The organism is Lysinibacillus sp. AR18-8 (genome assembly GCF_001705465.1).
GTDB lineage: Bacteria > Bacillota > Bacilli > Bacillales_A > Planococcaceae > Lysinibacillus > Lysinibacillus capsici.
Genome location: NZ_MDGU01000019.1, coordinates 50,812 through 63,978, shown reverse-complemented (window position 1 = coordinate 63,978; position 13,167 = coordinate 50,812). Strand labels below are relative to the sequence as shown.

The 13,167-nt window shown below is 37.2% G+C and carries 12 protein-coding genes; all 12 read left to right on the top strand.

The annotated features are described in order from the left end of the window. The first annotated feature begins 89 nt into the window (after window positions 1–89). The 12 genes from topA (at window position 90) to fliH (ending at window position 13,166) form a co-directional block, all read left to right on the top strand. Entirely contained in the window at window positions 90–2,168 is a 2,079-nt protein-coding gene (topA, locus tag BFM98_RS15325) for a type I DNA topoisomerase (protein ID WP_016994084.1), read from the top strand. A 19-nt stretch (window positions 2,169–2,187) separates the two neighbouring features. Further along, the gene (gene trmFO, locus BFM98_RS15320) at window positions 2,188–3,501 is read left to right on the top strand and encodes an FADH(2)-oxidizing methylenetetrahydrofolate--tRNA-(uracil(54)-C(5))-methyltransferase TrmFO (protein WP_016994086.1); all 1,314 of its coding nucleotides are present in this window, start codon (window positions 2,188–2,190) and stop codon (window positions 3,499–3,501) included. A 287-nt stretch (window positions 3,502–3,788) separates the two neighbouring features. Next, window positions 3,789–4,688, top strand: coding sequence for a tyrosine recombinase XerC (gene xerC / locus BFM98_RS15315; RefSeq protein ID WP_004229272.1), 900 nt, complete (start codon window positions 3,789–3,791; stop codon window positions 4,686–4,688). A 21-nt stretch (window positions 4,689–4,709) separates the two neighbouring features. Further along, complete coding sequence (gene hslV, locus BFM98_RS15310; RefSeq protein ID WP_004229270.1) at window positions 4,710–5,255, top strand: ATP-dependent protease subunit HslV; 546 nt, start codon at window positions 4,710–4,712, stop codon at window positions 5,253–5,255. Then, a complete protein-coding gene (hslU, locus tag BFM98_RS15305; RefSeq protein WP_004229268.1) occupies window positions 5,255–6,655 on the top strand; it encodes an ATP-dependent protease ATPase subunit HslU in 1,401 nt (466 codons plus the stop codon). The genes hslV and hslU overlap by 1 nt, the downstream gene beginning before the upstream one ends. 87 nt (window positions 6,656–6,742) lie before the next feature. Next, window positions 6,743–7,522 carry a GTP-sensing pleiotropic transcriptional regulator CodY gene (gene codY, locus BFM98_RS15300; protein ID WP_004229266.1) on the top strand — a complete coding sequence of 260 codons (780 nt, stop codon included), beginning with the start codon at window positions 6,743–6,745 and terminating at the stop codon, window positions 7,520–7,522. Window positions 7,523–8,450: 928 nt separating this feature from the next. Further along, on the top strand, window positions 8,451–8,843 hold the full coding sequence (gene flgB / locus BFM98_RS15295) for a flagellar basal body rod protein FlgB (RefSeq protein ID WP_048391621.1): 393 nt from the start codon (window positions 8,451–8,453) through the stop codon (window positions 8,841–8,843). A 3-nt stretch (window positions 8,844–8,846) separates the two neighbouring features. Beyond that, a complete protein-coding gene (gene flgC, locus BFM98_RS15290; protein WP_054550512.1) occupies window positions 8,847–9,308 on the top strand; it encodes a flagellar basal body rod protein FlgC in 462 nt (153 codons plus the stop codon). A 26-nt stretch (window positions 9,309–9,334) separates the two neighbouring features. Next, complete coding sequence (gene fliE / locus BFM98_RS15285; protein ID WP_004269303.1) at window positions 9,335–9,640, top strand: flagellar hook-basal body complex protein FliE; 306 nt, start codon at window positions 9,335–9,337, stop codon at window positions 9,638–9,640. 120 nt (window positions 9,641–9,760) lie between these two features. Then, window positions 9,761–11,356, top strand: a complete 1,596-nt coding sequence (gene fliF / locus BFM98_RS15280) for a flagellar basal-body MS-ring/collar protein FliF (RefSeq protein ID WP_066037816.1) — start codon at window positions 9,761–9,763, stop codon at window positions 11,354–11,356. Window positions 11,357–11,371: 15 nt separating this feature from the next. Further along, on the top strand, window positions 11,372–12,385 hold the full coding sequence (gene fliG / locus BFM98_RS15275) for a flagellar motor switch protein FliG (RefSeq protein WP_008180783.1): 1,014 nt from the start codon (window positions 11,372–11,374) through the stop codon (window positions 12,383–12,385). Then, window positions 12,378–13,166 carry a flagellar assembly protein FliH gene (gene fliH, locus BFM98_RS15270; RefSeq protein ID WP_066037815.1) on the top strand — a complete coding sequence of 263 codons (789 nt, stop codon included), beginning with the start codon at window positions 12,378–12,380 and terminating at the stop codon, window positions 13,164–13,166. Before fliG ends, fliH begins: the two co-directional genes overlap by 8 nt. The last annotated feature ends 1 nt before the right edge of the window (window position 13,167 follow it).

The window sequence follows — 13,167 nt, the reverse complement described above, 5'->3', positions numbered from 1 at the left end:
AAAAGTTGCATTATCTTAAAATCTGTTATACATTTTGCAACAGGTAACTTAAAAAATTAGTAATAGACCTCGCTAAGGGGGAGACATAGATGGCGGATTATTTAGTGATTGTAGAATCACCAGCAAAAGCAAAAACAATTGAACGGTATTTAGGAAAGAAATATAAAGTGAAAGCGTCGGTTGGACACGTACGGGATCTTCCACGTAGTCAGATGGGCGTTAGCGCGGAAAATAATTTCGAGCCTAAATATATTACGATACGTGGTAAAGGACCTGTGTTACAGGAATTAAAGTCTGCTGCTAAAAAAGTAAAGAAAGTTTATCTAGCGGCCGATCCAGACCGCGAGGGAGAAGCAATTGCTTGGCACCTTGCGACTGCATTAAATATTGATATTCACTCAGATTGTCGTGTTGTATTTAATGAAATTACTAAAGATGCAATTATAGAGTCTTTTAAAAACCCACGTCCAATTAACATGGATTTAGTAGATGCGCAGCAAACAAGACGTATATTGGATCGACTTGTTGGCTATAACATTAGCCCAATTCTATGGAAAAAGGTAAAAAAAGGTTTATCAGCGGGTCGGGTACAATCTGTAGCACTACGCATGATCATTGATCGTGAAAATGAAATTAAAAACTTCCAACCTGAAGAATATTGGACAATTGAAGGAACGTTTGAAAAGGGAAAAAAATCATTTGATGCCCTTTACTATGGAAATGGTAAAGACAAAATAAAATTAACAAATGAAGCACAAGTAAAGGCAATCTTAAAAGATGTTAAAGGAACAAACTTTGATGTTGTCAATGTAACGAAAAAGGAACGTAAGCGTAATGCTGCACCAGCCTTTACAACATCATCTTTACAGCAAGAAGCTGCACGAAAATTAAATTTCCGTGCTAAGAAGACCATGATGCTAGCTCAGCAATTATACGAAGGTATAGATATTGGAAAAAAAGAGGGGACAGTCGGGTTAATTACTTATATGCGTACCGATTCCACACGTATTTCTGATACGGCAAAAGCAGAAGCGGTTACGTACATTGAGGGTAAATATGGAAAAGAATACATTGCAACAGAAATAAAACAAACAAAGAAAGCTTCAAATGCACAGGATGCGCACGAAGCAATACGTCCAACAAGTACAATGCGGACACCAGATGAATTAAAGGCGGTACTTAGCCGTGATCAGTTACGCTTATATCGCTTAATTTGGGAGCGCTTTATTGCGAGTCAAATGGCACCGGCAGTACTTGATACTGTAGCTGTAGATCTTCAAAATGGTGATGTTTTATTCCGTGCAAATGGCTCACAAGTTAAATTCGCAGGCTTTATGAAACTATATATTGAAGGTACTGATGATCAAACTGAAGAGACGACAAAACTTTTACCTGAGATGGAAATTGGTGATCAAGTAAAATCGCTTGAAATCGAGCCTAAACAACATTTTACACAGCCACCACCACGTTATTCTGAGGCGCGACTTGTTAAAACAATGGAAGAACTAGGAATTGGGCGCCCGTCCACATATGCACCGACCCTCGATACAATTCAGCGCCGTGGCTATGTTGTATTAGATGCTAAACGCTTTATGCCAACAGAGCTAGGAGAGATCGTACACCAACTCGTACTAGAATTTTTCCCAGATATCATAAACATCGAATTCACAGCACAAATGGAACAAGATTTAGATGATATTGAAGAAGGCAATCGACAATGGAAAAAAGTTGTGGAGGAATTTTACAAAGACTTTGAAGTCCATGTAAAACATGCGGATGAAGCTATGGAAAAGGTTGTCATTAAAGATGAGCCTGCAGGAGAAGACTGTGAGCTTTGTGGATCTCCAATGGTCTTTAAGCTTGGACGATATGGCAAATTTATGGCTTGTTCTAATTTCCCAGATTGTAGAAATACAAAAGCGATTATGAAGCCTATTGGTGTGAAATGTCCTTCCTGTGAAACGGGCGAGATTGTGGAGCGAAAAAGTAAAACAAAGCGTCTATTCTATGGTTGCAATCAGTATCCTGAATGTGAATTTGTCTCATGGGACAAGCCGATTAATAGACCATGTCCAAAATGTAGTGCATTATTAGTAGAGAAAAAGATAAAAAAAGGTGTGCAAATTCAATGTACGAAGTGTGACTATGAAGAAGCACCAACTCAATGATAGGAAGATGGTAAGAAACATGACTGAACAAGTAGTAAATGTAATTGGAGCAGGGCTGGCAGGTAGTGAGGCAGCTTGGCAAATTGCTAAGCGGGGTATAAAAGTTAAACTTTATGAAATGCGTCCAGTAAAGCAGACACCAGCGCACCATACTGATAAATTTGCTGAGCTTGTTTGTTCTAACTCATTGCGGGCAAACGGGTTAACAAATGCTGTAGGCGTTATAAAAGAAGAAATGCGTATGTTAGATTCTGTTATCTTAAAGGCAGCAGACCAATGTTCAGTACCTGCTGGAGGTGCCTTAGCAGTAGATCGTCACGAATTTGCAGGGTATGTAACTGAAACTGTGAAAAACCATCCACTAGTGGAGGTTATTCATGAAGAAGTCACAGAAATTCCAGAAGGTATTACAGTTATTGCAACAGGACCATTAACTTCAAAAGCTTTAGCTGAAAAAATTCAAGGTTTAACGGGTTTAGATTATTTATACTTTTACGATGCAGCAGCACCTATTATCGAAAAAGATAGTATTGATATGAATAAAGTTTATTTAAAATCTCGTTATGATAAAGGGGAAGCGGCTTATTTAAACTGTCCTATGACAAAGGAAGAATTCGATCGTTTCCGCCAAGCATTAATCGAAGCTGAAGTTGTACCATTGAAGGAATTTGAAAAAGAAATTTACTTTGAAGGTTGTATGCCAATTGAAGTCATGGCAGCTCGTGGAGAGAAAACTATGTTATTTGGTCCGATGAAGCCAGTAGGTCTTGAGGATCCAAAAACAGGAAAACGTCCATATGCAGTTGTTCAACTTCGTCAAGACGATGCAGCAGGCACGCTTTACAACATTGTAGGCTTCCAAACGCATTTAAAATGGGGGCCACAAAAGGAAGTGCTACAGCTCATTCCTGGGTTAGAAAATGTAGAAATTGTTCGCTATGGCGTCATGCACAGAAACACCTTCATTAATTCACCGAAAGTTTTAGAAAAAACATATCAACTTCGTGAGCAAAAGAATATTTTCTTTGCAGGTCAGATGACTGGTGTAGAAGGCTATGTTGAATCAGCAGGTAGTGGATTAATTGCAGGAATAAATGCAGCTCGTTTAGCATTAGGACAAGAACCAATTATTTTCCCATTCGAAACGGCATTAGGAAGCATGGCGCGTTATATAACAGAAGCACAGTCGAAAAACTTCCAGCCTATGAATGTAAACTTCGGCATCTTCCCTGACTTACCACCTGGGCGTCGTTCTAAGCCAGAGCGTGCGGAAATGCATGCAACACGCGCAATAAGCACAATTCGAAATTTTGTGAATTCACAAACAATTTAATTGCCAAAAGCCTCTAAAAGTTGTTATACTCTTAGAGGCTTTTTCTTTTTGTAGACAAAATGCTTAATTAGACGTATTTTATTATTTTGTATGGAGTTTTTCTCAAAATATAACTATTTACACTTGCTATATTATGAAGATAGGTTTAGTGTCAATATGTATGTTTATTAATGATCAGGAAAACGATACAAACTTGTAAGAGATGACAAAGGATTGTATATCCGTTATATTACAAGTGTCAGTCATTTAAGAAAATTATTAATAAATTATTGGTGGTGAATCTTTCTGTGTTAGTTTCGTCCCAAGATGCACTCGAACAGTTCATGCTTTACATCCAAGTTGAAAAGAACTTCTCTGTTCATACAGTGCGAGAATATGAATCAGACCTGCTAGATTTTTTAACCTTTTTACAAACGGAGGGAATCGATGATTTAGCAAGTGTTGAATATATACATGCACGTCTTTATGTAACAAAGTTGTACGATGAGAAAAGGGCAAGGGCTTCTATTTCAAGGAAAATTTCCTCAATACGCTCCTTTTTTCGCTTTCTAAATAGACAGTACGGATTAGATGACGGAGCCTTTCGTTCGCTTTATCATCCAAAAAAAGAATCACGTTTACCTAATTTTTTCTACGAAGAGGAATTGAAACAGTTATTTGATGCGAATACTGGTGATGATTTGAAATCATTAAGAAATATAGCTATATTAGAGCTGTTATATGCAACAGGTATTCGTGTGAGTGAACTGACTTCAATTCAAGTAGAGGATGTAGATTTTCATTATTCGATTATACGAGTAATGGGAAAAGGTCGAAAAGAACGAATCATTCCATTTGGTCAATTTGCGAGTTTAGCAATGCAGGACTACATAGAGCAAGCTCGTCCACGATTGATGAAAAAAACGAATCATCTGCAGTTGTTTGTCAATATGCGTGGTGGGGAACTTACTCCTAGAGGGGTACGTCATATTTTAAACGAAATGATTGATAAGGCCTCACTCCATACGAAAATTTACCCACACATGCTTCGCCATACTTTTGCTACTCATTTATTGAATAATGGCGCAGATTTACGGACGGTGCAGGAGTTATTAGGTCACTCACATTTATCTTCTACACAAGTTTACACACATGTAACAAAAGAGCATCTTCGTCAAACATATATGAATGCTCATCCAAGGGCATAATAGAGCTAAGGAGGAAGGCAGATGGGACAAATTCATGCAACAACGATATTTGCGGTTCATCATAACGGAGGCTGTGCTATGGCTGGTGATGGTCAAGTAACATTGGGAAATGCAGTTGTGATGAAGGGTACAGCAAGGAAGGTCAGACGTCTGTTTAATGGGCAGGTCCTCGCTGGTTTTGCAGGTTCAGTTGCTGATGCCTTTACACTTTTTGAAATGTTTGAAGGCAAATTAAATGAGTATAACGGTAATTTGCAACGGGCAGCCGTTGAGGTAGCGAAGCAATGGCGTGGTGATAAAATGCTGCGCCAGCTAGAAGCAATGCTACTAGTAATGGATAAAACGACTTTATTACTCGTTTCGGGTACAGGAGAAGTGATTGAACCTGATGATGGCATTTTGGCCATTGGCTCTGGAGGCAATTATGCATTGTCTGCAGGTAGAGCATTAAAAAAATATGCAGGTGAAACAATGACTGCTCGTGAAATAGCTGAAGCGGCATTAGAAACAGCTGCTGAAATCTGTGTATTTACAAATCATAATATTATCGTGGAGGCGCTGAACTAATGACACAAAAAAATTTAACGCCAAGACAAATTACTGAGCATTTAGATCGTTACATTGTTGGGCAGAATGAAGCTAAGCGAGCAGTAGCAATTGCGTTACGAAACCGCTATCGTCGTTCGTTGTTAAATGAAGATATGAAGGCTGAAGTTATTCCAAAAAATATTTTGATGATTGGGCCAACTGGTGTCGGCAAAACAGAAATAGCCAGAAGGATTGCAAAGCTTACCAATGCACCTTTTGTAAAAGTTGAAGCGACAAAGTTTACCGAAGTAGGCTATGTGGGTAGAGATGTTGAATCAATGGTCCGTGACTTGGTAGAAGCTTCTCACCGTCTAGTTAAAGAAGAAATGATGGAGTCTGTCAAGGAACAAGCAGAAGAATTAGCAAATGAAGCAATCGTGAAACTTTTGGTGCCTTCTTTACGTAAAAAACAGGCGATGCAAAATCCGTTTGAAATGCTATTTGGTGGGAAAGAACAACCAACAAATGATGATTCATCAGCAGATGATGGAGAAGTTCGCTCGAAGCGTGCTCAAATTGCCATTGATTTACGCAATGGTAAGTTAGAAAATGAGTGGGTTACTGTAGAGGTAACAGAACAAAATCCATCCATTTTTGATGCGTTACAAGGAACTGGGATGGATATGTCTGCGAATAGTGGTATGCAGGATATGCTCTCTAGTTTAATGCCTAAAAAACAGAAAAAACGCCGTGTGCAAGTAAAAGACGCGCGTCGTATTTTAACAATAGAAGAAGCAAATAAGCTGATAGATGCTGATGAAGTAGCACAGGAAGCCATTAATAGAGCTGAGCAAACGGGTATCATTTTTATTGACGAAATCGATAAAATTGCTAGTAAAGAAGGAAATACTTCGGCGAATGTCTCCCGTGAAGGAGTTCAACGTGACATTTTACCAATTGTAGAAGGTTCTACGGTTACAACAAAGTATGGTGCAGTGAAAACGGATTATATGCTGTTTGTTGCTGCTGGGGCATTTCATATGTCAAAACCATCAGACCTAATTCCCGAGTTACAAGGCCGTTTCCCAATTCGAGTAGAGCTAGAAAAATTAACAAAACAGGATTTTGTTCGTATTTTACAAGAACCAGATCAATCATTAATTTTGCAATATAAAGCACTTTTAGAGACAGAAGGCGTAGAAATTCATTTCACGACAGATGCTATTGAACGAATTGCTGAGATAGCAACTGAAGTGAATCAGGAAACAGACAATATCGGAGCTCGTCGTTTACACACGATATTAGAACGTTTACTGGAAGAACTATCGTTTGAGGCATCTGAAATTGCGCCTGCCAGTATCCCAATCAATGCGGCGTATGTGGATCAAAAACTTGCGGGAATAGTAAAAAACAAAGATTTGTCACAGTTTATACTGTAAGATAAAGCTGATTAGTATCATTCAATAATAAAAACCTTTAGAATATTTAGTAAATACTCTTCGGATTATTTATAGGAGGAACATATAATGAATTTATTAGAAAAAACACGTAAAATTAACTCGATGCTTCAAGCTTCTGCTGGTAAGCCAGTAAACTTTAAGGAAATGGCCGATACATTAGGCGATATTATCGATAGTAATGTCTATATTTTAAGTCGTAAAGGTAAATTATTAGGTATTTCAATTCACCAACAAATTGAAAATGAACGTATGAAAAAAATGTTCGAAGAGAGACAGTTCCCAGAAGAATACACACATAGCTTATTTACGATCTCTGAAACATCATCAAATTTAGATATTAATAATGAACATACTGCTTTCCCGGTAGAAAATAAAGATTTATTCCAAAATGCTTTAACAACAATTGTACCAATCGTTGGTGGTGGTGAGCGTTTAGGAACATTAATCCTTGCTCGTTTATCTTCACAATTTGAAGATGATGATCTAATTTTAGCTGAGTATGGTGCAACAGTGGTTGGTATGGAAATTTTACGTGAAAAGTCGGAAGAAATTGAAGAAGAAGCTCGTAGCAAAGCTGTCGTGCAAATGGCTATTAATTCACTTTCGTACAGTGAGTTAGAGGCAATTGAACACATTTTCGAAGAACTTGATGGTAATGAAGGCTTACTAGTTGCTTCTAAAATTGCTGATCGAGTGGGTATTACACGCTCGGTGATCGTAAACGCATTACGTAAACTTGAATCAGCAGGTGTCATTGAATCTCGCTCTTTAGGTATGAAAGGTACTTATATTAAAGTACTAAACGATAAATTCTTAAATGCTTTAGCAGAAATTAAAATGAAATAAATACTTCTTTTAATAAGCTAATGAAAGCGTCTATGGTAAACATAGACGCTTTTTATGTTGTTGAAAAAGATAATATTGAAAAAGACCTTTTAGAAAGGTGAGGGGTGCTTTAGGTTTCGTCATCGTCCAATCCAGAGGAGCGTACAATGAATCCGTTAGTCGAACATGAGGAAAAGTGACTTTTAAGACTAGTGATTGTAATTTTTGCTTTTAATGTAGAACGGTGGAGTAGAAGGCTAATTGATTCCCCTGTGAGAAAGGGGAGACCTTAAACAGAGCGGTAGTTTTGTACTTTAAACTGAGTGAGAGAGAAGTATAGTGGCAAGCAGGTAGTGTGGAATGAAAGCCGTTTTCATCTTTCATAAAATGTATTGTTTTTCAAAACAATGATGGTGTCTATGGTAAATATAGACGCTTTTTTGTGTATTTTCGAAATTTTAGGGCATTTGTTTTTTAGAGAATTAATATAAAAACATGGATTTCGTTGCTTTTATCCTAAAAATGTTCGATAATTTGTCACTACAATTAGCATATAAAAAATGCTGATATGTTACTTTTGAATAATGGTGAATAAACTTATAGTCACTGTATAAAAAATACTCCCATAGTGATTAAACTAGTAAAAAGGGACCTTTATTTAAAAGGATTAAAAAAGGCGATAAACCTCATAAAAAGGCATTTTTCACAATAAAATCGTAAACACTGTCGAAATGGTGTAAAATAACTAGATGATTATTAATCTTTACTGAAGCCTAGAGACGCAAAGGATGGGGAAGTTTTGTCATGGTTGAGAGGGAGAAAAAATAGGGCGTATAGACTATTAAAAAGTGACAAAAGACAATAGACACTAGGTATCATCTTAATTACAATTGTATTATTGGATAAATTAACAAGTACATAGATTTTAAATAAAATGAGGTGAACAGTTTTGAATTTATTTGGAGGAACTATTAGTAGCCTGGAAAATGGACTTTCCTATGCCACTTTAAATCATAAAACAATCGCAAATAATATCGCGAATGTCGATACACCTAATTATAAGGCGAAAAATGTTAGTTTTAAGGATATGTTGGAAGAGCAGAAGAGCATAGCTATTTCTGCATACCGCACTGATAATAGACATTATGATTTCACGTTTCGACAATCTACACCAGGTGTCAATATTGTTGAGAACTTGCGATATAGAAACAATGGCAATGCTGTAGATATGGATGCTGAGCAAGCGAAATTAGCAGAGAATCAAATTTATTATAATGCTCTAATCGATCGTGTTAATGGGAAATTAAACACATTGAATACTGTTATTAAAGGAGGTAAGTAATAGATGTCTATTTTTCATGGGATGAATACCACTGCCTCCGCATTAACAGCGCAGCGTTTACGTATGGACGTTATTTCTTCTAATATGGCTAACATGGATACAACTCGCGCTCGTCAAGTGAATGGGGAATGGGAACCATATCGACGTAAGTCCGTGACGCTGTCAGCTCAAGAAGGACAATTTTCTAATTTTTTGAATATAGCACTAGGTAAAAATGCAAAAAGTGGTGTTGGTAATGGTGTGAAAATTACTCGAATCTCAGAAGATCAAGAAACACCTTTCAAACTTGTATATGACCCAACTCATCCAGATGCGAATGCAGATGGTTATGTAAACATGCCTAACGTCGATCCATTAAAAGAAATGGTTGATTTAATGTCGGCTACTCGTTCTTATGAGGCGAATATAACTGTATTTAATGCGAATAAATCCATGCTTACAAAGGCTTTAGAGATAGGTAAATAAATTTAAGTAGAAAGGAAGATACATACATGGCCATTTCGTCCATTTCGCTAATGACACCTACTCAGGTTGTAAATAACACGAATAAACTGAATGCTACACCTTATGAAGCGCAACAAAGCTTCGCGAACTCGTTAAAAGAAGCAATTGCAAAAGTAAATGATCAACAAATAACTTCTGATAAATTTACTCAGAAGCTAATTAAAGGTGAAGATGTGGAGTTGCATGAAGTGATGATTGCTTCGCAAAAGGCAAGCATTACCCTAAACGCAACAATTGAAGTTCGCAATAAGGTGATTGAAGCTTACCAAGAAATAATGCGCATGAGTGTTTAATTTTATTGTAAAGATAAGAAACCTCTTTTCAATATAAATTAACAACCACAAATCAGAGTGGCTCATTATGTTCGCAAATTATTGATGGCTAGGTTATTCACTATAACCGGAGGATTCATAATGAATGAACGATTGACAAAAATAAAAAACGACACCAGTCAATTTTGGACAAGTCGAAGTAAAAAGCAAAAAATAGTTATGATTGGCTCCGTGGTAGTTGTAATCGCACTAGCAGCAATTGTGACATTTTTTGCTTCCAAAACTACATATGTTCCACTTTATAAAGATTTATCAACACGGGAAATTGGACAGGTAAAGGAAGCGCTAGATTCCCAAGGTGTGACCTATCAAATTGCTCCAGGTGGAACATCTATTTTAGTGCCAGAAGAGCAAGTTGACTCCTTATTAGTGCAATTAGCTTCAGAGGGATATCCACAAACAGGATCAATCGATTACTCATTTGCTAATAGTTCAGGATTTGGTATGACTGATAATGAATTTAACCTATTAAAAAAAGCAGCTACTGAAACTGAAATTGCTAAACTTTTCAAAAATCTGGAAGGTGTAAAAGATGCAAAAGTGATGATTACTGTTCCTGAGGAAGGTGTATTCGTAACGGATGTTCAAGGAGAGGCAACAGCATCTATCGTTTTAAATACTGATCCTGGCTATAAATTTACGGAACAGCAAATAACTACAATGTACAATTTAGTGTCAAAAAGTATTCCGAATTTAAAGACTGAAAATATCGTGATCTCTAACCAATTTTCAGAGTACTTTGATCTGAATGCAGCAACAGCTGATGGTACTTCCACAACAACAGCTGAAGGCCAATTACAAATGAAGAAATTGGTAGAACGAGATCTACAACGTCAAGTACAAAATATGCTTGGAACGTTGATGGGACAAGATAAAGTAATGGTTTCTGTCACAACGGATATTGATTTCAAGAAAGAAAATCGAGAAGAAAATCTTGTGACACCTGTTGATGAAGAAAATATGGAAGGTATTGCCATAAGTGCTCAGCGAATTACAGAGCAATATTCTGGTACAGGAGCAGCTGCCGCTGCTGGAACACCTGAAGCTGAAACAACTACTGATAACTTCACAACTTATAATGAAGGTACAGCAGGAAATGGTGATTACGAACGTACGGAAGAAACGATTAATAATGATGTGAACCGTATACGTAAGGATATTCAAGAAGCTCCTTATAAAATTCAGGATATTGGGATACAAGTAATTGTTGAACCACCGACAGCAACTGACGCAGCGTCATTACCAGACGGTGTTCGAGAAGATATTGAGAAAATTTTAAGTACAATTGTACGTACAACAATTTCCAAAGACGTAGCAGCAGAACTTACTCAAGAGCAGATCGATGAAAAAGTGGCGGTATCTGTACAACCATTATACGGTAAGGCAACAGAGGTAGCTGATGAAAAACAAATCATTCCATGGTGGGTTTGGGTTATCGGAGGTATTTTGTTAGCTGTTATCTTATTACTAGCATTCTTCATTATCCGTTCACGTAAACGTGCGAAGGAAGAGGAAGAGTTAAGTATCCTAGAAGAACAAGAAGAATTAATGGTTGAAGATATTAATGAAGAAATTGAAACGGAAGCTACAATGCGTCGTAAGCAGCTAGAAAAAATGGCCAAAGAAAAGCCAGACGATTTTGCAAAGTTACTGCGTAGTTGGATTGCTGAAGACTAACTAGGAGGTTCGGCTGTGTCCAAGAAAGATAAAGAATTAACCGGAAAACAAAAGGCCGCTCTCTTGTTAATTTCATTAGGGCCTGAAGTTTCAGCTTCTGTCTATAAGCACTTAACAGAGGAAGAAATTGAACGTTTAACATTAGAAATTTCAAGTGTTAAAAAAGTAGAATCAAATGTAAAAGAAGAGATTATTGAAGAATTTCACAATATTGCACTCGCGCAGGACTATATCACACAAGGTGGTATTGGCTATGCAAAAACAGTATTAGAAAAAGCACTTGGCGTAGAACAAGCACAAACAATCATTAATCGACTAACATCTTCATTACAAGTACGCCCGTTTGATTTTGCTAGAAGAGCTGATCCAGCGCAAATTTTTAACTTTATCCAAAATGAACATCCTCAAACAATTGCCCTAATCCTCTCTTATTTAGAGGCAGGGCAAGCGGGGGTTATTTTATCTTCTTTACCACAGGAAGTACAAGCTGACATTGCTAAACGTATAGCGGTCATGGAATCGACTTCACCAGAAGTGATTAGCGAAATTGAATCTGTGTTAGAACGTAAATTATCATCAACCGTTACGCAGGATTATACAGAAACTGGTGGTATTGATGCAGTTGTTGAAGTTTTAAATGGAGTAGATCGACAAACAGAAAAAACAATACTCGATGCACTGGAAATACAAGACCCAGAACTTGCAGAGGAAATCAAAAAACGTATGTTTGTGTTCGAGGATATTGTTACACTCGACAATCGTTCCATTCAGCGTGTTATTCGTGATTGTGAAAACGAAGACTTACTGCTTTCAATGAAGGTATCAAGTGAAGAGGTAAAAGATATTATATTCCGCAATATGTCACAACGTATGGCTGAAACATTTAAAGAAGAAATGGAAATTATGGGACCTGTACGTTTACGTGACGTAGAGGAGGCACAATCTCGAATTGTTGCTGTTATTCGTCGTCTAGAGGATGCTGGAGAGATTATTATTGCTCGTGGTGGAGGAGATGACGTCATTGTCTAGAATCATCCGTTCTATTTACACTAAGTCTGATAGCGATAATGTCAAAGAAATACAAATCCGTGATATGTTTGAAGCGATGGAAGAATACCAAGAAGAAGGACCTCCTCAGCATCAATTAACGTTGGATGAAGTCGTGGCAGAGCGAGATCGTTTACTTACTGAAGCTAGAACTGCTTTGCAAGCTGAACGAGAGATGTTTGAACAGGAAAAGCATAGGCACTTTCAAGAAATTGAACATTTAAAGCTAAATTGGGAGGAAGAGAGACCCAATCGTGTTCAAGAAGCTTATGATGAGGGATTTGGACAAGGCTATGAAGATGGTATGAATAAGGCCACTGAAGCAATGGCTCAGTCACTTCAAACAGCGAACGAAATAATGATGTTAGCGAAAGAAAATGCTCAAAAATATATTGAAGATCAAGAAGCGGTAATTTTAGAGTTAGGTTTAACTGCTGCAGAAAGAATTATTGGTACTTCGTTAGAACAGGATAACGAACTATTTGTATCGATTGTGCGTAGAGGGCTAAAAGAAGCAAGAGAAATGAAGGAAATTAAAATTTATGTTTCGCCAGCTTATTATGCTTTAATTACGACCAACCGAGATGAATTAGCAGAAATGTTCCCAATAGACGTACCATTAATGATTTTTGTTAATGAAGATTTGGATAATGAGACAGATTGCTATATTGAAACAAATCATGGAAGAATTATGGTTAGCATCGATGAGCAATTAAATGCTCTCAGATTAAAGTTACATGAAATATTAGAGAGTAAGGAATGAT

Bases quoted from the DNA above. Each gene is read 5' to 3' on its own strand.
- fliF (WP_066037816.1), top strand. From the start codon at position 9,761: ATGAATGAACGATTGACAAAAATAAAAAACGACACCAGTCAATTTTGG.
- flgC (WP_054550512.1), top strand. From the start codon at position 8,847: ATGTCTATTTTTCATGGGATGAATACCACTGCCTCCGCATTAACAGCG.
- trmFO (WP_016994086.1), top strand. From the start codon at position 2,188: ATGACTGAACAAGTAGTAAATGTAATTGGAGCAGGGCTGGCAGGTAGT.
- topA (WP_016994084.1), top strand. From the start codon at position 90: ATGGCGGATTATTTAGTGATTGTAGAATCACCAGCAAAAGCAAAAACA.
- hslU (WP_004229268.1), top strand. From the start codon at position 5,255: ATGACACAAAAAAATTTAACGCCAAGACAAATTACTGAGCATTTAGAT.
- codY (WP_004229266.1), top strand. From the start codon at position 6,743: ATGAATTTATTAGAAAAAACACGTAAAATTAACTCGATGCTTCAAGCT.
- hslV (WP_004229270.1), top strand. From the start codon at position 4,710: ATGGGACAAATTCATGCAACAACGATATTTGCGGTTCATCATAACGGA.
- fliE (WP_004269303.1), top strand. From the start codon at position 9,335: ATGGCCATTTCGTCCATTTCGCTAATGACACCTACTCAGGTTGTAAAT.